22 protein-coding genes are annotated in these 23,679 nt (G+C 54.0%); 19 read left to right on the top strand and 3 right to left on the bottom strand.

Annotation, left to right across the window (positions count from 1 at the left end):
- The first annotated feature begins 407 nt into the window (after nucleotides 1–407).
- The 15 genes from Enr10x_RS00350 to Enr10x_RS00285 all read left to right on the top strand — a co-directional run bounded on the left by Enr10x_RS00350 (nucleotide 408) and on the right by Enr10x_RS00285 (nucleotide 18,095).
- Nucleotides 408–593, top strand: coding sequence for a hypothetical protein (locus Enr10x_RS00350; RefSeq protein ID WP_145447812.1), 186 nt, complete (start codon nucleotides 408–410; stop codon nucleotides 591–593).
- A 98-nt stretch (nucleotides 594–691) separates the two neighbouring features.
- The gene (locus Enr10x_RS00345; protein ID WP_145447811.1) at nucleotides 692–1,006 is read left to right on the top strand and encodes a hypothetical protein; all 315 of its coding nucleotides are present in this window, start codon (nucleotides 692–694) and stop codon (nucleotides 1,004–1,006) included.
- 163 nt (nucleotides 1,007–1,169) lie between these two features.
- On the top strand, nucleotides 1,170–1,475 hold the full coding sequence (locus tag Enr10x_RS00340) for a hypothetical protein (protein ID WP_145447810.1): 306 nt from the start codon (nucleotides 1,170–1,172) through the stop codon (nucleotides 1,473–1,475).
- Nucleotides 1,476–1,535: 60 nt separating this feature from the next.
- Nucleotides 1,536–2,000: a DUF6314 family protein gene (locus Enr10x_RS00335; RefSeq protein ID WP_145447809.1), complete on the top strand. Its 465-nt coding sequence runs from the start codon at nucleotides 1,536–1,538 to the stop codon at nucleotides 1,998–2,000.
- A 274-nt stretch (nucleotides 2,001–2,274) separates the two neighbouring features.
- The gene (locus Enr10x_RS00330; protein WP_145447808.1) at nucleotides 2,275–3,558 is read left to right on the top strand and encodes an AI-2E family transporter; all 1,284 of its coding nucleotides are present in this window, start codon (nucleotides 2,275–2,277) and stop codon (nucleotides 3,556–3,558) included.
- Nucleotides 3,559–3,839: 281 nt separating this feature from the next.
- On the top strand, nucleotides 3,840–6,659 hold the full coding sequence (locus Enr10x_RS00325) for a carboxypeptidase regulatory-like domain-containing protein (RefSeq protein WP_197997431.1): 2,820 nt from the start codon (nucleotides 3,840–3,842) through the stop codon (nucleotides 6,657–6,659).
- Nucleotides 6,660–6,811: 152 nt separating this feature from the next.
- Complete coding sequence (locus tag Enr10x_RS00320; protein ID WP_145447806.1) at nucleotides 6,812–7,159, top strand: PadR family transcriptional regulator; 348 nt, start codon at nucleotides 6,812–6,814, stop codon at nucleotides 7,157–7,159.
- A gap of 1 nt (nucleotide 7,160) precedes the next feature.
- Nucleotides 7,161–8,138: a carboxypeptidase-like regulatory domain-containing protein gene (locus Enr10x_RS00315; RefSeq protein ID WP_145447805.1), complete on the top strand. Its 978-nt coding sequence runs from the start codon at nucleotides 7,161–7,163 to the stop codon at nucleotides 8,136–8,138.
- Between the two features lie 118 nt (nucleotides 8,139–8,256).
- A complete protein-coding gene (locus Enr10x_RS00310; RefSeq protein ID WP_197997430.1) occupies nucleotides 8,257–9,489 on the top strand; it encodes an alpha/beta hydrolase in 1,233 nt (410 codons plus the stop codon).
- A 135-nt stretch (nucleotides 9,490–9,624) separates the two neighbouring features.
- On the top strand, nucleotides 9,625–10,023 hold the full coding sequence (locus Enr10x_RS00305) for a BlaI/MecI/CopY family transcriptional regulator (protein ID WP_145447803.1): 399 nt from the start codon (nucleotides 9,625–9,627) through the stop codon (nucleotides 10,021–10,023).
- The gene (locus Enr10x_RS29770; RefSeq protein ID WP_197997429.1) at nucleotides 10,020–10,790 is read left to right on the top strand and encodes a hypothetical protein; all 771 of its coding nucleotides are present in this window, start codon (nucleotides 10,020–10,022) and stop codon (nucleotides 10,788–10,790) included. The genes Enr10x_RS00305 and Enr10x_RS29770 overlap by 4 nt, the downstream gene beginning before the upstream one ends.
- Nucleotides 10,675–13,692: a carboxypeptidase regulatory-like domain-containing protein gene (locus Enr10x_RS00300; protein ID WP_197997428.1), complete on the top strand. Its 3,018-nt coding sequence runs from the start codon at nucleotides 10,675–10,677 to the stop codon at nucleotides 13,690–13,692. Before Enr10x_RS29770 ends, Enr10x_RS00300 begins: the two co-directional genes overlap by 116 nt.
- A gap of 223 nt (nucleotides 13,693–13,915) precedes the next feature.
- Complete coding sequence (locus Enr10x_RS00295) at nucleotides 13,916–15,661, top strand: Hsp70 family protein (protein WP_145447801.1); 1,746 nt, start codon at nucleotides 13,916–13,918, stop codon at nucleotides 15,659–15,661.
- Nucleotides 15,658–16,425 (top strand): hypothetical protein, encoded by a 768-nt coding sequence (locus Enr10x_RS00290; RefSeq protein ID WP_145447800.1) that lies wholly within the window; start codon nucleotides 15,658–15,660, stop codon nucleotides 16,423–16,425. Before Enr10x_RS00295 ends, Enr10x_RS00290 begins: the two co-directional genes overlap by 4 nt.
- A complete protein-coding gene (locus tag Enr10x_RS00285; protein WP_145447799.1) occupies nucleotides 16,422–18,095 on the top strand; it encodes a J domain-containing protein in 1,674 nt (557 codons plus the stop codon). Before Enr10x_RS00290 ends, Enr10x_RS00285 begins: the two co-directional genes overlap by 4 nt.
- Nucleotides 18,096–18,127: 32 nt before the next feature.
- Here Enr10x_RS00285 and Enr10x_RS00280 read toward each other — a convergent pair whose 3' ends face one another.
- Nucleotides 18,128–18,628 (bottom strand): 3-hydroxyacyl-ACP dehydratase FabZ family protein, encoded by a 501-nt coding sequence (locus Enr10x_RS00280; protein WP_145447798.1) that lies wholly within the window; start codon nucleotides 18,626–18,628, stop codon nucleotides 18,128–18,130.
- A 223-nt stretch (nucleotides 18,629–18,851) separates the two neighbouring features.
- Here Enr10x_RS00280 and Enr10x_RS00275 point away from each other — a divergent pair, with 223 nt between their 5' ends.
- Genes Enr10x_RS00275 through Enr10x_RS30470 form a run of 3 tightly spaced genes read left to right on the top strand, consistent with a single transcriptional unit; the run spans nucleotide 18,852 to nucleotide 20,534 of the window.
- Nucleotides 18,852–19,337 carry a DUF4177 domain-containing protein gene (locus Enr10x_RS00275; RefSeq protein ID WP_145447797.1) on the top strand — a complete coding sequence of 162 codons (486 nt, stop codon included), beginning with the start codon at nucleotides 18,852–18,854 and terminating at the stop codon, nucleotides 19,335–19,337.
- A gap of 56 nt (nucleotides 19,338–19,393) precedes the next feature.
- Nucleotides 19,394–20,014 (top strand): FAD-dependent oxidoreductase, encoded by a 621-nt coding sequence (locus Enr10x_RS30475; RefSeq protein ID WP_145447796.1) that lies wholly within the window; start codon nucleotides 19,394–19,396, stop codon nucleotides 20,012–20,014.
- Between the two features lie 28 nt (nucleotides 20,015–20,042).
- Nucleotides 20,043–20,534, top strand: a complete 492-nt coding sequence (locus Enr10x_RS30470) for an FAD-dependent oxidoreductase (RefSeq protein ID WP_197997427.1) — start codon at nucleotides 20,043–20,045, stop codon at nucleotides 20,532–20,534.
- Between the two features lie 15 nt (nucleotides 20,535–20,549).
- Here Enr10x_RS30470 and Enr10x_RS00260 read toward each other — a convergent pair whose 3' ends face one another.
- Together Enr10x_RS00260 and Enr10x_RS00255 are read right to left on the bottom strand one after the other, a co-directional pair.
- Entirely contained in the window at nucleotides 20,550–22,073 is a 1,524-nt protein-coding gene (locus Enr10x_RS00260) for a hypothetical protein (RefSeq protein ID WP_145447794.1), read from the bottom strand.
- Nucleotides 22,074–22,100: 27 nt separating this feature from the next.
- The gene (locus Enr10x_RS00255; protein ID WP_232093182.1) at nucleotides 22,101–22,937 is read right to left on the bottom strand and encodes an SGNH/GDSL hydrolase family protein; all 837 of its coding nucleotides are present in this window, start codon (nucleotides 22,935–22,937) and stop codon (nucleotides 22,101–22,103) included.
- A gap of 327 nt (nucleotides 22,938–23,264) precedes the next feature.
- Between Enr10x_RS00255 and Enr10x_RS00250 the strand changes: the two genes are divergently transcribed.
- Nucleotides 23,265–23,606 carry a cupin domain-containing protein gene (locus Enr10x_RS00250; protein WP_145447793.1) on the top strand — a complete coding sequence of 114 codons (342 nt, stop codon included), beginning with the start codon at nucleotides 23,265–23,267 and terminating at the stop codon, nucleotides 23,604–23,606.
- The last annotated feature ends 73 nt before the right edge of the window (nucleotides 23,607–23,679 follow it).

The raw sequence follows: 23,679 nt of genomic DNA, 5'->3' as shown, positions 1-23,679 counted from the left end.
GTCACTACTACGAGATGATCCGACTTCTCGATCGACATCGGCTTGGGGTTGTTTCCTCCGCCCATGCCTACCAGGTCAGTTGGTCTTTCGACGCATTGCCTGGATCGTTCGAGATCTCCCGGGGTAAGACACAGTGATGTCCCGCCGCTCCCGCCTCCACTACCCCCCGACCACGATCGGATATTGGGCGTCACGGATGGAAGCCCGTTGGCCCAGACCGGAAGGCCTGCTTGGAGATTCACTTTCGTTCGGTGCTGCGGTTCGCTACAAGCTTCCATCTCACACGACCTCACGGCAAAACCGCCACCCGTAACCTCGGCCACTGTTGTCGGTTCGTGCAACTGCTTTTCGCTCATGGTTACCTCCGATAGGTCCCATAAAGGACTTTCACCTTCAATCACTGCGCCATGCCCGGCGCACATCCGGAGGCCCGCTGGACGGTCGATCCCACAGAGCTGCAGGAGGCAGTCACAGCTGCAGAGGCTGAACTGAACCGGTTCAGGGATCAACTGGCCGGAGTTCTGACCGGGCTGGGCTTTGAAAGAAACGCCACGCAAGTGGCAGGAAACCTGCTCGGATTACGGCCAGAATAGTCTGAACCCGTCGTTTCAGATTGTGTCTCGCTTGAGCATGTGGGTATTACTTCCCAATTTTGGCAGAGGTTCCATCGAATACAGCCAGCGAGAATACCATGAATCAAAACAAAATTGTGATCAATGACTTTTCGAAGGAGAAGTCAGCACAACAGTATGCGGAAAACTGGCCCGACAATCCGGAAAGTCTCAATCTCTATGAGAATGGATTTCAGTGTGGTGGCTGTGCCTTCTTTGCTCCCTGGAACCAGGACTGGGGGCTCTGTTGTCATCAGAAATCTCCCCATTTCTCTGAAACGGTGTTTGAACACTTCACCTGCAGCAGCTACGTTAATGAAGGCTGGGGGCCACACAGTTTTACGGAAGATGTTGACTGTCACTGTCGTTGCCATGGGGAAAATGGCTGGAAATGAGCGGTTATTTATATTCAGAAATAGCACTACTCACCATGTGCAATCATTCCTGCGACTTTGCCATCAACAGGGATACTCACCAGGAGTATAATTGATATACATGCAGGAATTCCATTCTGCTACGAATGAATGAAGTATTTGAATGTATCCAGATGAGTTAATCATGCCGGACGAATCGAATCGCGATTTACACACACAAGACAACACAACCGTGGACTGGGGCCTGATTGTTGTCCTCACCCTGGCGATCATTGCGTTTCTGATTCCTCACATTTCAATTTTTTTTTGGGGCATTTACTGGGCAGCGGTCCTGGCAGTGGTTGTCTTCCTCACTTGGGGGTTTACGATGCCGACCACATGTATGAACGGCGGGCTGATTTTTTCGATGATTGCGATGATACTGCTGTTGAACACATTCATTTTTGTAGCTGTAGCTATTGTGTCATTTCTGGAATACTTGTTTTTCTGATTTTCTTACTGACTCTAAACCGGCGACCGTTTCTTTAACAAATACGAAAAGTACAACCCGATGTCTGCCACCCTGGACCTGTCGGCACTCTGGAAATGCCTGGCAACGATCAAAAGTCTGACCTTCACAGCACAATCCTTCGATTCCGGCAGCGGCTGGAATGGGACCGGGACCGGAGTAGTCAAAGTCGAGTGCATCAATCCGCAGACGATGCTGTTTCATGAATCCGGCCAGTGGTCACCGCCGAACGGGCAGGTCCTCCGTTTTACGAACGTTTATCGCTGGAGTGCCTTCTCTGAGCAGAAACAGTTGCGGCTGGAACACTTGCGTTTCGGAATCACAAATCCCGTTTATTTGTTCGATCTGCAGCAGACTTCAGATACCCAATGGGACTCAATCGAACCACATGTCTGCAGCGAAGATCTCTATACCGCTACGCTGAGTCTGAAAGACGAGACCCTGCATCTGGACTGGACGGTGAAAGGCGCCACGAAGAATGAACGTATCTCTTATGTTTACCAATGATAAGGCCATTCCAGGTATCTTGACTGTCTTCCCACCGCGCAGCCTGCGCGGTCAGACACCAGGGATTCCGATTTTTTCTCTGTTTTTCTGGAATTTTTACGTATAAAATAATAGAAATCTATTCAAAGCATGACTCTGACTCTTCTCTGAGAGTTGGCACAACGTTTGCGAATTATAGATCTGATGCTTAAGTCTCCGTTGAGACGCTCAGGCGAAATCGCCGGCATCGGCTAGTGCAGCATTCGTTTTCAATTCAGAGAGGGGGTTCAGGTCCATGCACCAGGCAGGTCAGGAAACCAGCACAGAATCAGACCAGCCCGGGGTAAGAGATCGAGCAGTCGTTCGCTTGAAAGAGCATTCGCAAACCGGTTCTTCCAGCAAACTGGCTCATGCAATTATAGCGCTCATATTTGTTGTGATCCTTGCCGCGGTGCTGGTCGTTATGTGGGAGGTGATCTTCACACTCTTCCTGGCGATCCTGTTTGGCGTCTTTCTGAATCACTCCAGCCGTTGGTTAAGCCAGCAAACCCGGCTCCCCTATCAGGCGAGTCTGGCTTCTCTGGTTGTTGCGTTAGCCTGTCTCAGTGCGGGTATCACGGCATTTTTCTTTGTGCAGATCAATCAACAGGTCGAACAGGCCAGCCAGCAGATAGAAAAAGGGGTGGAGAAGGTTCGCAGTTGGACGGAACAATATTCCACCGTCAGGTCAGTCATTCGCTCGACTCCCTTTCTGGATCGCAGGCTTTTCCCGGAATCGGATCGACGTCAGAATCAGGACACAGCACAATCAGACTCATCCAGCTCCGCCTCCGGAGAGCAGCCGCCGAGACAAACGCCTGACGAAAAACAAAACACTTCCGGAGAAGCCTCAGAGCCCGATCTCAGCTCCCTTAAAGGGACCGCCCGACAGGCTTTCAGTTTCGCCGGGACCATGTTTAAGTCGACATTCGGCCTGGTGGTGAATACGGTGCTGATCCTGTTCGTCGGCCTCTTTCTGGCAACATCGCCCACGACCTACCGAGAGGGAACAGTCATGTTGTTTCCCCCCGAGCGGCGCGAGCGCCTCAGACAATTGATGATCCAACTGGGTGACACTCTCTGGCACTGGTTGATCGGCCGCTTCGGTTCCATGCTGGTGACTGGTATAGGCGCATGGCTGGTCCTGCTGCTGATCGGCGTCCCCATGGCGGGAACGTTAGGATTCATCACCGGCCTGCTCACATTCATTCCCAACATCGGTGCCGCGATTGCCTTTATCCTGGCAATCCTGGTCGCCCTGCCACAAGGTGTCACCACAGCCGCTCTGGTCGTCCCTGCATTTATCGGCCTGCAGCTGGTGGAGAGTTATGTCATCACGCCGTTAATTCAAAAGCAGCAGGTCTCGTTGCCCCCGGCTCTGCTCATTTCGTTTCAGGCTATCATGGGAGTCCTGTTCGGCTTTCTGGGAGCAGCCATCGCCTCCCCAATTCTGGCAGCCGGTAAGGTCGCGATCCAGGAACTCTATGTGAAAGATTACCTGGAAAATCAGCCTGCTGAGACGGAAGAAGACAGCGACTGAGGTTTCATTCAACAGTTTCAGTTTGACTTCACGTGCTTTCGCCTATACATTAGTCCTGAGGCACATCAGCACGTTTCCCGCCAAATGCATTTCTACTTTTCCGTTTTTGGAGCGCGCTCATGCACTCTTACCGGTTTAAAACAATCCGGAGGCACCTCTGGCTGTCTCGGATACTGCTCGCAATTCTGCTACTGTCACTCTCCGCGTCACTGCCTGCTGAAAAAAAATCTGCAGCGAAAAATAATCAGGCGTCTTCGAAATCTCGAAAGATGGAATTTCGGGTGTGTGACGAACAGGGCAAACCCCTTCCCGGAGCGAAACTGTTTGCGAATGTCGTTTATCACAATGAATCGAAAAAAATCCGCATCGTCAACTCCGATCTCGTGGCAGACTCTGATGGTGTGATGACACTCAAACTTCCCGCTCAGACCCAGAGTATGCGCCTCTGGGTCAGCAGGCCCGACTATGTTTCTGAATATATCAGTTTTGGTGAAGGTGATCCGGAGAAAGAAAAACAGATCCCGGATCACTTTGAATTTCAACTCGCTCGCGGCACACAGATTTCCGGGGTGGTCGTCGACGAGAATGGTCAGCCGATTCCCAAGGTAACCGTCAGTGTCAGCTTGACGGTGGGTAAACCAGACAAAAGTGCGGATCCACGACCAATCATCAGCATCAGTACGGAAGCCGTCACAGATAAAACAGGGAAATGGTCTGTCAACATCGCACCGGCAAAGCAACCGGGAGAAGATGTTCGATTCCGCCTCAAGTTTACCCACCAGGACTACATCAGTGATTCCAGATGGGGAGAGCTGCAGGCGCTGCAGAATCTGACGACCGCCATGCTGAGGGACGGCACTGCCAGAATCGTACTGCGTCGTGGTCAAAGCATTAAAGGGACCATCTTCAATACAGCCGGCGATCCGGTCACGAAAGGGATCGTCGTCTGGAACGATGCCCCCTACTTCGGCAGTACCGTCAATGAAACAAAGATCGATCAGTCAGGACATTTCGAAACCCTCTCGCTTCCGCCGGGGAAGCATCCCGTGACGGTTGTCGCTCCCGGTTTCATGCCCGTACGTCAAATCGTTGACGTGAATCAATCGCTGAAAGAACTGACCTTTGCCATGAAGCCGGGAAAACGGCTCACGCTTAAAATCGTAGACGCTGATGGCAATCCGGTCCCCAAAGCCTCCGTCAGTCTGCAGGGTTGGCATGGAGCCAAGTCACTCTACAACGTGCGGCACCCGAATGTACTCAATTCCGAAATTCCCACACACGCCGACGAAAACGGCATCTATGTCTGGGACTGGGCACCCGATGATCCTGTCACGTACCGCATCCTGGGTAAGTCCGGTGCTAAATCAGTGACTCTGGTCGCGACGGAAAAACCACATGTCATCCAACTGGATTACCCTTTGACGATCTCTGGAAATGTAACCGATGCCAGGACCGGTAAACCCGTATCAACGTTTCGCGTCATCCCTGTGATTGAATTTCGTCCCGACTTTTTAACGACCTCATTTTCAAATGCTGTGAAAGGCAAAGCAGGCAAATTTAAGATCACATTAGACCCCACCATGGACGACTACCGTCGCCTGATCCGCATCGAAGCGGACGGCTATCGATCTGCGTTGAGTCAATCTTCGTATGGCCTCGGAGATGGATCCGTTATACAGAATTTTACTCTGGAACCAGCTCCTGCCAGAAGAGGTAAGGTTGTCAATTCGGATGGGAAACCGGTTGTGAATGCGGCGATCAGGCTCGGTACTCCGACCATTGTTCCGATCGTCAGTAATGGCAAATCAGATCCAGAGGGCATGCCGGCTAATACCACTACAGAAGGGGAGTTCGAAATCGCCGCGACTTTCGAACCGACCCGCATTCGCGCGACGCATGCGTCCGGTTATGCAGAAGTCCTGCGTCAGCCGGGAGAGGAGATCGGCACTTTAACTTTGAAACCCTGGGCGTCTGTTTCAGGCAGACTCATGCAGGCAGGCAAACCGATCGGAGGTGAAACGATTCAGTTCAAGCCGATTCAAGAGCACCCCCTGGGATCAGCACGACTTCAAGACACCTATACTGTACTCACCGATAAAAATGGACGCTTTGAATTCAAACAGCTCCCTCCGATTGCAGGCTCCGTTCGCGCGATACTGGGTCCCTGGGTTGATTCGCCGCTGACCTCCGGTCAGTCGATTCCATTGGATCTCCAACCGGGCGACCATAAAACGATTGCACTGGGGAATCAGGGAGTCACGCTAACGGGCACGGTCGTCGAAACCGGTCGCGATCAGGCCCCTTTGAATAAAAAATGGTCGATCAATTACCTGATCCGTCGTGAGGGTGGGCTGGACTGGCCAGTAGATGCTCCCAGCTTAAACTTCGATCCTACACAACCGCTGCGGCTCGCAGCTCTGGAGGATCCGAATTTTGCCACCTGGCAGCGCACCCGAGCCTACTATTTCGTGAAACTGGCCCCTGATGGCCAGCTGAAAATCAATGGTGTGCCACCGGGAAAGTATGACCTGCTGGTGCAACTGTATGAGCCCCCGGCAGGCTGTCTGGTCAATCCGGTTGGCCAGAAAATCATCCCGGTCGAAGTCACAGAGCAGAATCTGAAATCAGGAACGCTGGCTCTGGGTCAACTGACCGTTCCCTGCAAACTGGGGCCACAGCAGGGATCGAATCTGTATGCATTTGAATTCACAGACCCGGCAGGCCAGGCGCACTCCATTTATGAGCTGAAAGGCCGCTATGTCCTGCTGCAGGCCTGGGCCAGTTGGTGTGCCCCCTGTTTGAAAAGTATGCCTGAGATTCAGGCGCTGACCGCACAATACCAGGAGCAAAAGTTAACGGTGATTGGTCTGAACGTCGATCAGGATCCGCTTGAGGCACAGAACCTGGTCAAACGCAAAGGCTGGAACTGGACTCAGCATTACATGGAAGCAGAAACAGAGCGGGCACGCAGGCTGACTGTCAGTTCGGTCCCCATCTATTTTCTGGTGGGACCGGACGGAGTAGTGACTTCCGTCAGCAAAGACTGGAATGAGATGCAGCAGACGATTAACAAGCTGCTCAAAGAGAAGTCCGCACCTTGAGTTCCAGACCGCCCCATGCATGGCAAACCAGGTTGATTGACCGTCATTCAATCTCGCTCGATTGGTCTCGAATCACTTTCTGAAACTTTTCCCTTGACATTCTAGGGGAGAGCAGCGACACTCGATGCTGTACATGATCGAGGAGACCGAATATGGCCAAACGTCAGAAAGCCGACCTGCTCCAGGGCACCCTGGACATGCTGATTCTCAAGAGCCTCGTTGACGAATCACGTCATGGGTACGGCGTCGTCAAATGGATCCAGGCGACCACCAGAGATGCGCTGACCGTGGAAGAAGGCTCTCTCTATCCGGCGCTGCATCGTATGCAGAAGCGGGGCTGGATCGAATCGGAGTGGGGGCTGTCCGAGAGTAATCGCCGGGCAAAATATTACCAACTGACGACGGCTGGTCGGAAGCAGCTGAAAACAGAAGTCAAAGAGTGGTCTCACCTGGTAGAGGCCATCAACCTGGTTTTGAATTCACAGATCGCCGAGGCATAATATGATTCGCATCTGGTTCAACACACTGCTGGCTTATCTACAGGCGCCTCTGCAAACGCACGCCGACCGGGAACGACAGGAAATCCGTGAAGAAATCGCCTTCCATCTTTCCGCCAGTGCGGAAGCACATCAGCAGGGAGGCAAAGATCCGCGTCAGTCGCAAATGCTGGCTCTGGAAGAGTTTGGCGATACAAATCATATAGAACAGGAATGCTGTAACGTTTCGCTGTCTCAGCACTTTTTCTGGCACCGCCTGCATCAGTTGCTGACCCTGGTCCTGATTGCCGCTGTGGGTTATTTCTGCTGGTTCCTGATTTCAGATCGGGGAACTCAACCAGCCAAGTCCGCCACTCTGGCCCCCTCGGGTTTTACCATTGCGGAAACCAACGGCAATCTCACCGGAAAGGTGGTCGATACCGCAGGCGAACCTGTTTCCGGCGCGCATGTGCTGGCAGTCGTCAAGACCTGGCCTGGGGGAGCGTTCCGGCAGAATTCCTTCGCAGCGCTCACTGACGAAGAAGGAACTTTTCAGATCGACAGTGTCTATCCCCCCGGGGAAAAATACGCCGTCCAAATCGCGGCGATCGCCGAGGATTATCTGTTTCAGTCACAATATATTTCTCTGCGGCAAGGTTCTCTCGAACCTTTCCGCTTTGAACTGCAGCAGTCCACTCCTCTTCGTCTGCGGTTTGAAACAGAAGCGGGTGCCCCGCTGGAGGGAGTCAGCGCGTTTCCTTTCGAACGCACTGAGAAAAATGGCCCGGAACATTGTATTTATTTCTGCAGCGCCAAACCCATTATCCGCACATCGGATGGGGAGGGCATGGTCTCCCTGTCTCACTTCCAGCCGGAAGAACAGGCGTCCGTTTATGTTCGCTTTCCGGGACAGGAATGGGAGACCCGTCAACTGGTGATTCCCCGGGGTTCGGAACCTCTGATCATCACGCCGACTGATTCAAATCAGGCAGAAGGCGGATAACTGTCTCGATTCTGAAATCGTTGATCAGATTCATCACAACTGCGTAGAAGGTACGCGCTCAACCAAAACGAAAGAATGGAGAGTCAACATGCCATCGAAATTCAAGATAATAATCACGATGCTCGCTTTCACCCTGATGACTGCAGGCACCACGGTTGCCGACGACTCGGGAATGCTGCTCGAAGAGAGTTTCGAAACGGGAACCACAGCTCCCGAGCACTGGAAGCAGGGAGCCCGCCTGCCCGGTGTCCGCTATGTGTATGATAAAGGCCGAGGTAAAACCGGCAAACGCAGTCTCTCTCTGCAGAAGTCCGCGAAACGCTATTTCCCCATTGCCCAGTGGTACCGCCTGCTCCCCTGCGATGGCAAAGCCCAGACCCTGGAAATCAGCTGCCAGGTGAAAGCAGAGCAGGCTACGAAGGCCATCATTGATGTGCAGTTTCTGGATCAAAACCAGAAACTGAAAGGTCATCAATGGGCCTGCTACATCGGTGCCAAACAGGCCGGTGATGGACCTGTGACACATGACTGGAAAGAGTATACCGGCGAAGTCTCCGTGCCGGCGAATACGAGTCAACTCGTCATCGGTCTGCAGATCTATGGTCCTGGAAAAGTCTGGTTTGACGACCTGCAGGTGAAGCTCAAGGGGGAAGGCACCGCTGCCACTTCAAAGTCTCCCCAAACACGGAAGGTGAAAGTGGGAGATAAAGCAGGAGAGTACCTGCTGATTGCGCCGGAGAAAAAAAACTCTTCCGAAAAAACGCAGCCTCTGTTAATCGTCCTGCCCGGCGGAGACGGTTCTGCCGACTTCCACCCCTTCGTGAAACGCATCTATGAAAATGCACTCAACGATCAATTTATCCTCGTACAACCCCTGGCCAGAAAATGGACCGACTCACAACAGATTGTCTGGCCGACTTCGGACAGTAAAACGCCAGGCATCGGCTATACTACAGAGGAACTGATTGCTGCCATCATTAAAGCCCTGGAAAAAAACTATCAGCTGGATCAAAAACAGATCTACCTGCTCGCCTGGTCGTCCGGCGGCCCAGCCGCTTACGCCACACTCCTGCAAAAAGACTCTCCCGTCAGCGGTGCATTGATTGCCATGTCCGTCTTCAAACCCGAACAACTGCCTGATCCCGCGAACGCGCGCAAACGCAGCATCTTTCTGCTGCACTCACCCCAGGACCGAATCTGCCCCTACTGGATGGCGGAGCAGGCACAGGACCAGTTGACCAAAGCCGGACTGCGGATCACCCTGGTCAATTATCCGGGCGGTCATGGCTGGAAAGGGAACGTGTATGGCAACATCCGCGAGGGCATCCACTGGCTGCAGCAAGCTCCCTGACCTCACACATCTTTTAATAAATTAAAAACAGTTCTTGACGGACTGCCGTGCCTCCATTACCATCTTTTAATGAATTAAATATTATTCCTGAATCACCCGGCAGGTTCCTCTGACCTGCCTGCAGGGAGCAGATTGATGGCACGTCCCGTCTCCGAACATCCGACCGATCTCGAGTTGGAAATACTTAAGATCCTGTGGTCAACCTCCCCGCTTACCGTGCGTGAAGTGCGGGATCAACTCGAAACCAGTGCCGCCCGGCCTCTGACTCACAGCTCTGTGATCACGATCTTAAATATCATGTATCGCAAGGGTTATGTGAAACGCGAAAAAGCCGGCAAGTCGTTTCAGTTCTCCCCGGCTCAGGAAAAGCAGGCCATTACCGGCAGCATCATGGGCGACCTTCTGACACGCGTCTTTGAAGGATCTTCAACGGACCTGGTGCTGAATCTCCTCGAAACGGCTGAGCTGGACTCTGATGAGCTCACCGAACTCCGCAAGCTGATCACACGCAAGGCAAAGGAGCTGAAACAATGAGCTGGCATCACCTGATCGACCCGACGTGGAACAGTCAACTGTGTCTGACACTCTTGCACTCCTTCTGGCAGATTATCCTGCTGACCCTGCTCGTCTGGTCCATTGACCGGCTCTGGAAATCAATGCGCGTCGAACAGCGCTATACCCTTTACGTCTCAGCATTGATCCTGGCCTGTCTTACACTGCCGGCCAACTTCCAGTGGCTGCGTCTGTCAAATTCCGACCAGACCAGCGTCAGCCAGACTGCAGCTCTCACGACAACCGCACTAACGCAATCCGTTTCGCCTGCTGCCCAACCGGATATGGGGGCATCGGCTCCGCCTCTCCCCGTTCCCGCTGAATCGATACCACCTCAAACTGCAGAACCCCTCGAACACCAGGCAAGAAGTCCACAACTGACAGCCCGCCTCTCTGCAGCAACTGCTCCGTTTGACTGGCGTCTACTGACACCCTGGATTGTTGGCTTATACCTGGCAGGCGTTGTGCTGATGCTGGTACGGTTGCTTGCCAGCCATTTTCGAATCGTACGCGTCCGAAAAACGGCCACTCTGATTTCGGAAGGTCCCTGTGCTGAAATGCTCGCGCGTCTCTCTGCGCAATGGAACCTCAAAGTCCGCCCTGGCGTGCGTCGAACAAATTGTAGTCCCCCAGGTGACAGGCCTGCTCCGGCCGACAGTACTGCTGCCAGCCTCCATATTGAGCAGTCTCTCCGCTGGCGAACTGGAACTGATTCTGGCCCACGAACTGGCTCACATCAGACGACATGATCTATGGGTCAATCTCCTGCAGCGTCTGGCGGAAGTGGTTCTGTTTTTCAATCCGGCACTCTGGTACCTCAGCCACCGCATCAGCCTGCTCCGCGAATACTGTTGTGATGAAATGACCTGCCAGAATAATACCAACGAACACCGTCCGCTCACAGAGGCACGCGTAGCCTACTCAACGGCTCTACTCCGGGTTGCGGAGCTGGCACATCGGAGCCGGCTTTCCGAACAGCAACTGACCTCGCTCTCCGCTGCCGGCAGATCGCCGTCGGAAATACGCCGCCGCGTTGCACGTCTGTTCGGAGAGCCGCTGAACGAACCGCTGCCCGTTTCGCGGGGCGGCATCTTTACGCTGCTGATCTTGATGACCGCCCTGCCGGTAATCTTATTTCTCACGACAGCCACGGCGCAGACCGCTGAGCAGAAACCACCTGCTGACAAAGGAGACGTTAAAACAGCTGACTCAAATCCGGAAACGGATTCAGAAAGGCTCTTTCAACTGAAAGTCGTCGATCCTGCCGGCAAACCGGTGCCCCATGTGACGGTCGAGATCCGCAGCGATCCTGCCCCGACCGCAAAACAGATTGTTCGCGGCAAGTACTTACGCAAAGCGACTTACGGCCCATTCGCCCAGACGAACGATCAGGGAGAACTCTTCATCAAAATCCCACACGAGATGAAGCGGTTTAACCTCAGCATCAAAAAACGGGGGTTCGGTCCTTACTGGGCCGGTTGGAATGTCAGCGAATACCCGCAGGCCGTACCTGACGAATTTACCGCGATCCTCGATCAAGGCTGGTCGGTCGGGGGCATCGTGGTTGACGAAGCGGGTAAGCCGATCAAAGGTGCGAAAGTCTCTCCCAGCGTGAAATTCAAAAAACGTCCTGGCGATACCAGCACATTGGGGGTCGGTACGAAACTCACTACCGACGCGGAAGGACGCTGGCGCTATGATTTTGTTCCGGGATCAAAACCGGATCTGCACATTGATGTGAATCATCCCGATTTTCGTTCCTGGAGAGGACGACTCTCGCGGGGCAAATATGGCCTCAAGCCAGACCAGAGTCCGACGCAACAGACCGTCCTCAAACGGGGCCTGTCATTCACAGGCACCGTGACGGATGAAAACGGGAAACCGATCGCCGGTGCCCTGATCCGCACCAAATTTCTGAATGACAAGCGCAAAGCAACTACCGACGAGCATGGCGTCTATGTACTTTCAGGATGCGAACCGAGTCTCGTGCGCGTGGTCGCCTCTGCAAAAGGTCGTGCCCTGGAAATGCAGGAAGTCCGCGTCTCTCCAGACATGGACCCCGTCGATTTCGTCCTGAAGCCAGGCGGGCATATTCGGATCCGCGTAGTCGATGAACAGGGGAAAGGGATCCCGAAAGCACGTATCTTCTTCCAGCGCTGGCGAGGGCGGATCGACTATTTTGAGTTTGACCACATCGGCCAGTACGCCGACAAAAACGGTGTCTGGGAATGGAACGAAGCCCCCCTTGATGAATTCCGGGCTGATATCTGCCGTCCTGGGGGAATGCAACTTTCGGAAGAACCATTGGTCGCCCGGGAAAAAGAATACGTCTTCACTCCCCCTCGTGCGCTGGTCGTCTCCGGTCGCGTCGTTGATGCCAAAACAAAACAGCCCATCAAAAAATTCCTCGTCACACCGGGTCTGCGTAACAGCAACCCTCGTATCGGGATGAACTGGATTCCCCGAGACAGCTTTGAAGCCACCGACGGCACATACCGTGTCCGGCTGACTCATGATTATCCTGCCCACCTGGTACGGATTGAAGCCCCCGGCTATCAAATGGCGATTTCACGCGACATTCAAACCGATGAAGGTCAAATCAACGTCGACTTCGCGTTGAAACCAGCCGGAGATATCGCTGCGACCATTCTGACGCCGGACAAAAAACCTGCCTCCAATGCCAAAGTCGCGCTCGGCGTCAAAGGTTCCCAGATCAGCGTCGAAAACGGCAAAATCGACGATAGTTCTACGAATGCCACACAAGTCCGTGCCGATGAAAAAGGCCGTTTCCACTTTTCCGCGCGTCAGGAACCCTGGCAACTGGTGATCACACACCCTGCCGGCTTCGCCCACTACAAGTCCGACTCCGGCCCACTTCCTGACCCACTCTTGTTGACCCCCTGGGCACGTGTGGAAGGCGTATTCAAAATCGGAGAGAAACCCGGGGCTAATCTGCCCCTCACGATCATGACCCAGGTCACTTTGTCCTATGGTAAGGATGAGCCTAATATTTTCACTCATCACGATGTGACCTCAGACCAGTTGGGGAGATACGTATTTCAACGGGTCTGGCCCGGGAAAGGTCGTATCAACCGCCGACCCATGCTGCACGGGACAAACGGTGCCATGGAAGTGACCTCGGCAATCCGGATCCCCCTCCAGCTGGTTCCCGGGAAAACCATTACCCAGGACATCGGCGGTACGGGCCGGGTTGTGACTGGCAAACTGGCTCCCCCTGAAAAGTTCAAAGGAAAACCCCTCTGGCAGTTCGCCATGATTGACGGACGGCGCTTTCTGAATCCACCTCCCGGGATCATGTCGGCCGAAGACCTCCAGAAAGATCCCCTGAAGTTCCGTGAATGGTTCAAGAAATGGAAAGAATCTGATAACTTTGAGGCAGAAAAAGTCATCTACCAGAACTATAAGGACGCGAGAGAAAAATTACTCGCCGAATCTCCCAGTTTTTTCGCGACTGTGGGCAGTGACGGTTCCTTCCGCATCGACGATGTGCCGCCGGGAAACTATGCGCTGAGTGTCGACTTTTACCAGAACCGCGTTGGAAGGCTCAAAAATTATATCTTCACCGTTCCCCCGGCTGATCAGTCAGAGCCTGCGGAATCCGTCGACCTGGGCACACTCAACCTGGAATAAACCTCTTGCGTAAACAGTTCTGTTGAACCCCCGTCTGAAAATACGTGTCGACTCTTTCAGCCTCTTCCCTCGACTCGAAACAGAAGATTGAGCCCGTCTGTCAAGTTGCCCGATTTGACTGTGGAAAGAGCCTGAACGGAAGATTACAATCTGACTATCAGTGACCCCATTCCCGAAATCAGTCTGACCGAGCAGACTCGCTATAGAGCTAGATACATTCGCTATGACACACATCATTGGTATCGATCTGGGCACCTCCAATTCCCTGTGCGCCATTTTTGAGGACGGCGCGCCCAAACTTATCCCCAACGCCCATGGTTCAGTGATTACTCCTTCGGTCATCAGTATTTCCGACGACGACCGTGTGCTGGTCGGCACTGCCGCTAAAGAGACCCGCGTCACTCAGCCCGAGCGATGTGCCTGGGTGTTCAAGCGGTTGATGGGAACGGATCGCAAAGTCGAAATCGGCGGGCAAGTCTTTACAGCAACGGAGATGTCCAGCCTGGTATTACAGTCCCTGAAGCAGGACGCGGAAGCTTACCTGGGCGAGGAAGTCCACGACGCCATCATCACGGTGCCCGCGTATTTCAATGACCACCAGCGGAATGCCACCAAACAGGCCGGTGAGCTGGCAGGCCTGAATGTCCGCCGGATTATCAACGAACCGACGGCAGCGGCGCTGACCTATGGTTTTCATGACAGACAGGCCGAGAAAAAGCTGATCGTCATCGACCTCGGCGGTGGCACCTTCGATGTGACGGCAATGGAAGTATTCGAAGGAACGTTGGAAATCATCTCGACCGCCGGCGAGAGCATGCTGGGAGGTGAAGATTTCACCAACCGTATCCTGGCGAAAGTGCTCACCTCTCAGAAGCTGCAGGTCGAGATCGCGGAGGTCAAACATCCCCTGCTGGTCAGTCGGCTCAAGCAGGAATGCGAGACAGCCAAATGTACCCTCGCACGGGAACCGGAAGCCAAAATCCGCATTCCCAATCTGCAGGGAGAAATGGAAGCAGAGGCCCCCACTTACACCATTACCCGTGAAGAATTTCAGCAGATCGTCGACGCGCTGGTCAAACGGCTGGCACGCCCGATCGCCAAAGCGGTCCGCGACTCCCGCATCGCGCCACAGGAATTCGACAGTGTCATCCTGGTCGGGGGAGCAACGCGAATGGAAGCCGTCCGCGGATTTATTCGCGAGTTTTTCGGCGTCGAACCGCTGTGCACGCATAACCCGGACGAAGTGGTAGCTCTGGGAGCTGCCGTGCAGGCCGCTCTGATTCAGGACGACCGCGCAGTCGAAGATATGGTCATGACGGATGTCTGTCCCTTTACGCTGGGCACTGAAGTTATCAAAGAATTCGGACGCCGCCAGGTGAATGGTTACTATCTGCCGATCATCCATCGCAATACGACGATCCCGGTCTCACGTGAAGAAGTTGTAGGCACAGTCGAACCCAATCAGCGCGAGATGACCATCAACATCTACCAGGGTGAAGGCCGCAAGGTCGAAGACAATCTCTTCCTGGGCACCTTGAAAGTCAAAGGAATCCCGCCAGGACCCTCAGGCAAGCCGGTGCACCTCCGCTTCACATACGACTTGAACGGCATCCTTGAAGTGGAAGCCTATATTCCCGAGACCGGTACGAAGTTCAAAACCGTGCTGACCCAGCATGCGAAACTGACATCCAAATCCGAGATTGATGCCGCCGTCAAAAAACTGCAGAAGCTCAAATTTTATCCGCGAGATGACGTCAAGAACCAGCATCTGGTGCGATATGCCGAACGGGTGATTGGTGAAGTCAGCCCGTTTCAGCGTGATGAACTAGAATCATCCATCGACTTCTTCGAGCAGGCTATGGCTTCGGGAGATCGTGATTTTTTTGAACAGGCAAAGCAGAACCTGCTGACCTCACTGGCAGCACTCGGGTTCTGTTACGATGAGGATGATCAGGAATTTCAGGTATGACGGATTCTGTTGAAACCGACTACCTCAGCCGGTTACTGCAGTTAAATCCGCTGGGGCAAACCGAAGAAATCCTGGCCCGGCGCCATCACTTTCTGAATCCGAAATCGTCCGCGCGACTGTTCCTGGATGATCAGGTTCTGCATTTCTCAGACCGGAAGCAGCAGACACGCAAAGAACTGGAAGCCATCCGCAAGAACTTCTGGCGAATCGATGCCCCATCGCTGCTGGAACAGCTGGAGGCACTGGACGTAGATGAGTTCCCCGATCTCGGGTTTGCCGTCAGTCGCCTGAAACAGGTGGCCGGTCTGAAAGGTTCGTTTCAGCGCCTGCAACACCACCACACCTGTTTCGATGAGTTTTTCGAACAGTTCAGTCGACTGGTGATCGCCGCCCCGGACGAAGCGGAAAAACTCCGCACCAGCAAAACTGAGCTCACCGATTTCGAACTGGCTGATTTCGATCTGCATTCACCCCGGGACTTCCGCCGGATCGCGGAAGTCATTCGCAAGGAATTTCCGGAACTCTATGAGCTCGAAAAATACTGGTTGAACCAGATCGCCACTTCAGGTAAAGCGCAGTCCTCAATTAACCGCACGGTGCATATCCTGCATTTCCTGATCAGCGCCGCCCTGATTCTGGTGGTGGGACTGGGACTGACGTATCTTCCCGAGATGACAGTCATCGTCACCCTGGGCCTGGTGCTCCTGTTCGGTGTGACTCGGCTGATCCGACGCTTCATTGAGAAGAAAAGGGGTTCTTCATGAGCGATCCAGGCGAACCTCAGTGGGACCTGTTACCAGATCAGCCCGAACAGTTTTTCTCACTGTCGGGCGAGTATGACGTCCGCGATCTGAAACGCAGCTATAATGCGCTGATCAAACGCTTTAAACCGGAAAAATATCCCGAAGAATTTCAGCGGATCCGGGCTGCTTACGAACGGCTCAACGATGCACTGCGCTATGGAGAAACCCCTCACCAGGGAACCATTCCATTAGAATCACAATTCGACTGGTCAAGCCTGCCTGTGCCCGGCCAGCAGCCGCGCGATCTGCCTGAGGACCAGACGCCCGTCTCACCGGCTGGCTCCAGCCAGGAAGACCCGAATTCCGAATCCGCCCCGTTGATTGAATTCCTGGAGTTGCACGAACGGGTGAAACAGGAACCGCTGCCGGAACTCTACGAGGATCTCAGATCCCTGCCGCATAAAACACCCTACGATTATTACGCACTGGCACTGATCTCCGATCTGTTGTCGGAAGAAGAACTGTCTTTCCCGCTGTGGCTGTTGAAAGGCTTGAAAGCCCACCCGGAAGAGCCGGCCCTGTTTGAGTTATTGCATCAGTATTTTCTGACCAACCAGACCATCAACGGGCTGGGGAAGCTGCTGGTGCAGACATCGCGGATCATTCGCAATGACCGGTTTTATTATCTGACAGAAAATGCCTGGGACCTCCTGCTCAGAGAGGTTCCCTTCAGCCGGTTTCGGCAGGTTCTGGAAACCTGCGAGTCAAATCTGCTCGATCATCGTGTCGATCACATGCTGGTTTTTTATGTGCATCTGCTTAAAGCCGCGCTCTGGAAAGCGGATCCCGGCTGGATCCGGATGACCCTGGCACAGATCGACGAATACCACGAGCGGATGACTTTCTGGCTCGAACAGGAATACGAGTTTCTGTTTTTGATCCGCAGCTACCAGGAACAGCGGGAGGAATTTTTAAAAGGGGGACCGGTCAGAAAGCTCATCGATCAGACGATCATTGATTACTGCACGCAAAACGAACAGACAGCGGATCGCCGTTTTCTGGAATGTCAGCTGACGCTGGTTTCGCAGCGGGATGAAGTTCTGGAAGAGTTCGATGTCCCCTCTCGGAACTGCGAAACTGTGGTCTACCTCTGGGAGACCATCGCCGCTGATGTCTCACAACGGATCGACACCGACTGGCTGCCGGACGATCCTGCCACGCTGCAGGAACAGACTTCTCAACTGGCGGGCCGCCTGTTTGCCGAAGGTGAAGGTGCCGAATACCGCAAGGCGGTCAAGATCCCCAGACTGGCGTTCACACTGATCTTCCTGATCTCAATGCTCGTGATCATGCTCTGCCTGATCAACAAATCAGATTCGATCTCCGGGACCCTTTTGATCGTGGGCTTCCTGTTTCTGTTCAACGGTGTGGCCTTCATCATCAGTCACCTGTTTACCGATATGGTCACCCAGGAATTTTATCTTTCCTGGTGGCGTCGACAGCTGATGACCTTCTACCAGTCACACTGGTTTCCCCTGCCCTACCTGGCTGCAGAATTGAAACGCCTGAACGGAACCCGGATCGACAATCAGAAATTCCGGGGACTGGGAGAAATCGCACACATGGTCCGCAATGATGCAGGCCTCTGGTTTTATTCGACCGCCCAACGGCTGCTTTCTGCCTGCCAGTAAAAGTGCTGCAGCTTAACCAGGGAGGGAATCCATTACACCTCCACCGGACCGATAAGCACGCTCGACTCGATATTGGTCAGCTGGAACTGATTCCGCATGATGACTTTGTCTTCCAACGCAATCGCAGCTTGAAAATCGAAGATGCCGCTCAGCCGTTCGTTCAGATGCACCCGGATTTCCAGCTGATCCCCGGGTCGGGCAAAGCCCTTAAAGCGGGCCTGTTCCACTTTCACCAGCACACCCAGGGCATACTCATTGAAGTGGGGATCGTGAGTGTTGTACTCCGGCATCGGGTTGTAGCGGGCCGCGATCAGTATCCCCGCCGACTGCGTCGTCATCTCCTGCAGCATCGCCCCCGGCACCACCGGCGCTCCCGGAAAATGCCCCTGGAGAAAGTACTCATCACCGGTGATCCGTCGGGTCGTGATAATCTCTGTATCCGAAATCGACTGGATATCATCGACCATCAGATACGGAGGCCTGTGGTGCAGATAGTCTTCCACGGACGGAAATTCGTGCCGGTATGTTTTCATGATCGGGTCTTTCTGAATAGTAATGGAACGGTACCGAAGTAGTTCTACTCAGAATTCCGAATTTGGGTAGCCTTTATTTCGAGGAGAAAACCAGGGAACGAGAAATCGATGCAGTTTAGATGCGTGAGTGTTTCAGGAGTCAGACCCGCTTGATCATATGTGCACATGCAGATAAACTGAAACTCTCATTCACTTAAGAGATCAAGACCAGAGAGGAGAACTGATGGCAATATTTATCTGCGCCCAGTGCGGACATACCGAAGAAACACCAGATGAGTTTATCGGCAAAAAAGCGCGTTGCCTCAGCTGTCAGACGATGGGAACGATCCAGCCCAAACCACCCGAACCTCAACCACAAATTCCTGAGCCTCTTGGAAAGGAAACGAATACCAGTCTCCCACCTCAGGATTTCATAGAAACCGAAACTCCTGTAACGAAAACGCCGACGACTGCTCTTAAAACGCAGTCTCTTTCACTTGTGCTTGTCATACTGGTGTCATCGATCCTTGTAGTCCAACTTCTCAGCATCTTGCTCAACGCTTCCACTACCCCTCAATGGGAATATAAAATTGTCTCACCAAAAGACTCAGTTTTAACTGACGAACTCAATGAACTGGGGACTCAGGGTTGGGAAGTGGTGACTGCCAGACGTGCCTCGGGCTATAATGACTCATTCTCATATGAAATGATTCTGAAACGTCCCCGATAAATCTGGTACCATAGACCAGACAACTGTCATATTCCCTTTTACGGAGAAAAGGAACCATGCGGATTCTCATCGTCGGAGCCGGTATTGGAGGCATGACCCTGGCGGCCCTGTTGAAGCAGCGGGGATACCACCCTACGCTCATCGAACGGGCTGCCAATTTTGATCACGCCGGTTATATGCTCGGTCTCTGGCCGCTCGGCTATCGTGTGCTGCATGGATTGGGGCTTTACGAACAGTTCGCCGCCGAGACCCTCGAATGCAAACATTATGAAGTCCGCGACAATCATGGTGAGCTCGTCAAGCACTGGTCGATGGCGCCGATCTCCGACCGCTTCGGCCCCAATCTGAGCTGCACGCGTCCCCAGTTAGTCAAGCTCCTGCATTCTGCCATCGACGATCTCGACCTTCGTTTCAATACCACACTGGAAACACTGGAAGACAACGGCGAAACGGTCACCGCATCATTCAATGATGGCAGTACCGAAACCTTCGATCTCGTCGTCGGTGCCGACGGCATTCATTCGAAGGTCCGCCAGATGATCTTCGGCGAGCAGCCTTACTACCACACCAACTGGGGGGGCTGGGTCTGGTGGGTCGACCTCGATCAAGTCCCCCCAGGAAACCTTCGTCGAACACTGGGGTGCCGGCCGCTTCTTTGGCATCTATCCCACGACTGAGGGCGCGGGCGTCTACGCAGGTGCCCCGGTGACAGGCGACTTCGAACAACAGGGACCGGGCCGCAGCAATCGTATCAAAGAACAATTCGCCGGAATGGGAACGCTCGTTGATACCTGCCTGGAAGCGCTCCCCGACGACAGCGAAGATCTGTTCTTCTGGAAGCTCTCTGACATCCGCGCCCACGAATGGACCCGGGGCCGCGTGGTCCTGCTGGGAGATGCCGCTGCCGGATTCCTCCCCACCGCCGGCATCGGTGCTTCGATGGCCATGGAATCGGCGGCGGTCCTGGCGGATGAATTGTCCCGCACCAACACACAGTTCCTGGAGCACGCGCTTTTGCTATATGAAAAACGCCGCAAGCACCGCGTGGAAAGCACCCAGAACGACTCCCGACACCTGGCGAAAATGATGTTCATCAAATCCGCCACCGTCGCCCACATCCGTGACGTCGCCACGAAATTCTATTCGCTGGAGCAGCTGGCCAGTTCGATTGCAAAGGCGTTTGACGAACCGATCTGACTTTGGTTTGAATTATCACTCCCCGCGATTCACCCGGTTATTATCCTCCGCCCGCGCCTTCTCAATCGCCGTGCGTTGCTCGTCGTTGTAGAAATCGGTGGTCAGCGGTTTGCGTTTCTCACCGGAAAGGGCTTCCATCAGCTGCAGCAGTTTGTCGACAATCTGCGGTTCCGCCTGAACTTCCAGGCCGGCAGTGCGGGCGGGCCAGGTGGTGTAGCCGCCCAGGTAATGCTGTTCGGGAGGCGGAATGTAACCGGCGGCTCCGTTGGCCAGGCCCATGTTAAAGGTCTGCTTAAACGGACTCTGTGCTTTGAGCTTGAGCCCGGTAATACCATACACTTCATTGGGAATCGCCGTGATGCCCAGGTCGCCGATGCGGATGACCTGCAACACGATCTGCTCCTGCGGATGTTCCTTAATCCATTGGGCCTGCTCCGCGTATACTTCCGGCTTGGACTTGGGTCGACGCTCACCCCGTTCGTGGTTCAATTTATCCGCCCAGGCCTGACGTGCCTGGTTCGGCAACCGTCGTTTGATCAATAGCCACGATTCGGCCATCATCACTTTAGGCTCCTCGCTCGCATATTCAATCTGCTGATACGCTTTCCAGGCAATGTCCGCCAGTTCGCGGGAATACTGATCGATCGAATAATCAGTACGGCGGGGCGCTCCGTAATTCATCCACTGCAGATCGCCGGACGTCCCTTGAGACATGGCGGTTACGAACGGCTTCTCTCCCTGACTACCGATTTTCTGTTCCAGCAAATCACAGAACTTGCCATAATAATCGGAAGAAAATCCGCCCCGCGCCCCGAAATAGTGCATCGAGTAATTCGCCAGTAGACCGATCGGTCGCTTCCCGTCGGCCGACTGAATACTGAGCAGCGACAGCCCCGTATCAGCGGGACCGGCCGGACCAGTGAATTCCGGATTCTGATAGCCGGGATGCATGATCGCCCGCACGGTCTTATCACCAAACGGATCGACGCCAGGCTTGTCGGGCTGTCGTAACCAGCGACGGCAGTGTGTATGTTCGGGGGCATCGATCACGGTATAACCGACCCGCGCCGGTTCCAGGTTGGCATACGCCTGCGCGATTCCTTCGGCCAGCTTCGGCGGCAGGAAGCGTTCGTAGTTCGGATCACTGCGGGTTCCCAGGCAAAAATTCATCACGCTGGGGGCAGAGTGCGTATGCGTGGAGGCGATCAGGATCCGATGACTGGGAATCCCCGTCTTCTTATGGGCCAGCAGTTTGGCCCGTTCGCAGACATCGCGGGGAATCATACAGGAGTCGACCACGACGATCGCGATCGCCGCCCGATCATTTTTCAACACAAAACAGCGGGCTTTGAGCCGATCCAGCACGTTCTCCTGATTCTGTTCCAGAAATAAGCCGTTCTGAATCGCAGGCAATGTGGGAGGTGTCACATCCACCGCAGCAGCACCCGCGGAGAGTCCGCATTCGGCGGGGGTCGTCATTCCCAACAGCCCAGCAAGCAGGATCAGTCTGGTTGTCATTCGTTGTACGGATCGCATCATGGTCAGCATCCCTTGATTAACGCCGGTTTACTTTTCTGATTTCGTTTTGCGGGCACGCAGTTTCGGTGCGAGATATTTCGCCGTTTCGTCGGCAATCACATTGTACCCTGCCAGGTTCGGATGCCGGTCCGAGTACCAGCCGGGCAGGTGCCCCAGGATTGGATCCAGCTCATTAGCCATCACAACCACCCGACCGCCTGAAATAAATGGTTTGATCAGGTCCTGGTATTTTGCAGGAACTTTCTCCACGGGATACCGGCGGTAATTGAGCATGTTCTGCCCCTTCTGCAGTTCGGCAGCGTACCGCGGGTAGATGTCGAACACCTCCAGACCCTCTTCTTTTGCGACCCCGAACACCAGATCGTTGATCTCTTTGCTCACTTCTTCATTGGCAAACGGAATCACCGTCATCGGGATCAGCACCGCCTGCGGGTGGTCCTTGCGGAGACGGGCCAGCAGTGCGTGGAAGTCTTTGGGAAAGTTTTCCGTGAAGTCTTCCCGCTTGGCCCGGTCATTTAAGCCATAGCGGATGAAGATATAATCCACGCCCGGCAGCTTGGCAGCGTCGCGATCATAGCGACCCGAATCGAACAGCCGTTTGATGTATTCGCCGCTCAGACTGGAGTTCACCACATGACAGGCCGGCAAATCTCCTTCCGCTGCCAGCAGCTGTTCGATCACGGATTCCAGGTGCGGCCCTTCCGGTTTCAGCCGCCGGGGAATGCTTCCCTCGGTCGTGCTGTCTCCCAGCAGGAGGATTTGAATCTTGCCTTCATGCTCCGCCCGGACAGAGGTCACGATTGTCAAAAAAAGGATGCACAACGGCAGTAGAATTTTGAGGGAGGGCATACGCAGTAAGTTCATCAGAGCAGTCCTGTCTGGTGGGTAAGTCGGAGAGTGTGTCAGGCAGCAAAACGTATTTCCTCTTATTATGCTCAACGGGCGCGGCAAGATCAATTTATCTATTGGTGGCTTGCCGCGCAAACCGGGGGCTGAGCGTTCAAGTGTAACGTATTCACCCTGAAAACACGCATTTTTCTACGTGCCTGACTGCCAACACTTTGTCGCAAAGTGTGAAGCAGACAGAACATCACTGGCATATCTTTTGCGGCTTTTCTCTCTGCTCCTGATGCGTGAATTTTCACCAACAACAGCGCAAGCAAGCTCACTTTATCAGAAAGGAATTTCCCAATGAACGATACCACAATTAAAAAAGTAGACGCTGCTCATTCTCCGCAGGGATCCATGGGACAGAAATACCTGGCATCCGGGGTTTCTCTTTCGATGCGTCTCTGGGAAGAAGAACCGGGGTCTGTCGACCCGCAACCGATGAGTCGGGATTATGAAGTCGTCGGCTACGTCATCAAAGGAACTGCCGAACTGGAACTGGAAGGCCAGAAGCTGCTGCTCAACCCGGGCGAAAGCTGGCTGGTCCCCAAGCATGCGGTCCATCGCTATCAGATCCTGGAACCGTTCGTCGCCGTCGAAGCGACAGCCCCGCCGGCGCAGGTCCACGACCGTGACAGTAAATAAGCGGTTATCGGAACGTATCTGAAATCGGCTTGTGTGATACTTCCGTTTCCAGATATGACTGGTCGCGGAAGTC

It is taken from the genome of Gimesia panareensis (assembly GCF_007748155.1).
Classification (GTDB): domain Bacteria; phylum Planctomycetota; class Planctomycetia; order Planctomycetales; family Planctomycetaceae; genus Gimesia; species Gimesia panareensis.
The sequence above is the reverse complement of the archived record's forward strand: the minus strand, read 5'-3'. Positions and strand labels throughout refer to the sequence as shown.

Excerpts from the sequence above, each read along its gene's own strand:
- Enr10x_RS00280 (WP_145447798.1), bottom strand. The coding sequence starts at position 18,628 with ATGAAAACATACCGGCACGAATTTCCGTCCGTGGAAGACTATCTGCAC.
- Enr10x_RS00260 (WP_145447794.1), bottom strand. The coding sequence starts at position 22,073 with ATGATGCGATCCGTACAACGAATGACAACCAGACTGATCCTGCTTGCT.
- Enr10x_RS00250 (WP_145447793.1), top strand. The coding sequence starts at position 23,265 with ATGAACGATACCACAATTAAAAAAGTAGACGCTGCTCATTCTCCGCAG.
- Enr10x_RS00340 (WP_145447810.1), top strand. The coding sequence starts at position 1,170 with ATGCCGGACGAATCGAATCGCGATTTACACACACAAGACAACACAACC.
- Enr10x_RS00320 (WP_145447806.1), top strand. The coding sequence starts at position 6,812 with ATGGCCAAACGTCAGAAAGCCGACCTGCTCCAGGGCACCCTGGACATG.
- Enr10x_RS00295 (WP_145447801.1), top strand. The coding sequence starts at position 13,916 with ATGACACACATCATTGGTATCGATCTGGGCACCTCCAATTCCCTGTGC.
- Enr10x_RS00335 (WP_145447809.1), top strand. The coding sequence starts at position 1,536 with ATGTCTGCCACCCTGGACCTGTCGGCACTCTGGAAATGCCTGGCAACG.
- Enr10x_RS30475 (WP_145447796.1), top strand. The coding sequence starts at position 19,394 with ATGCGGATTCTCATCGTCGGAGCCGGTATTGGAGGCATGACCCTGGCG.
- Enr10x_RS00315 (WP_145447805.1), top strand. The coding sequence starts at position 7,161 with ATGATTCGCATCTGGTTCAACACACTGCTGGCTTATCTACAGGCGCCT.
- Enr10x_RS00330 (WP_145447808.1), top strand. The coding sequence starts at position 2,275 with ATGCACCAGGCAGGTCAGGAAACCAGCACAGAATCAGACCAGCCCGGG.
- Enr10x_RS00285 (WP_145447799.1), top strand. The coding sequence starts at position 16,422 with ATGAGCGATCCAGGCGAACCTCAGTGGGACCTGTTACCAGATCAGCCC.
- Enr10x_RS00310 (WP_197997430.1), top strand. The coding sequence starts at position 8,257 with ATGCTCGCTTTCACCCTGATGACTGCAGGCACCACGGTTGCCGACGAC.
- Enr10x_RS29770 (WP_197997429.1), top strand. The coding sequence starts at position 10,020 with ATGAGCTGGCATCACCTGATCGACCCGACGTGGAACAGTCAACTGTGT.
- Enr10x_RS00305 (WP_145447803.1), top strand. The coding sequence starts at position 9,625 with ATGGCACGTCCCGTCTCCGAACATCCGACCGATCTCGAGTTGGAAATA.
- Enr10x_RS00275 (WP_145447797.1), top strand. The coding sequence starts at position 18,852 with ATGGCAATATTTATCTGCGCCCAGTGCGGACATACCGAAGAAACACCA.
- Enr10x_RS00350 (WP_145447812.1), top strand. The coding sequence starts at position 408 with ATGCCCGGCGCACATCCGGAGGCCCGCTGGACGGTCGATCCCACAGAG.
- Enr10x_RS00255 (WP_232093182.1), bottom strand. The coding sequence starts at position 22,937 with ATGAACTTACTGCGTATGCCCTCCCTCAAAATTCTACTGCCGTTGTGC.
- Enr10x_RS00290 (WP_145447800.1), top strand. The coding sequence starts at position 15,658 with ATGACGGATTCTGTTGAAACCGACTACCTCAGCCGGTTACTGCAGTTA.
- Enr10x_RS00345 (WP_145447811.1), top strand. The coding sequence starts at position 692 with ATGAATCAAAACAAAATTGTGATCAATGACTTTTCGAAGGAGAAGTCA.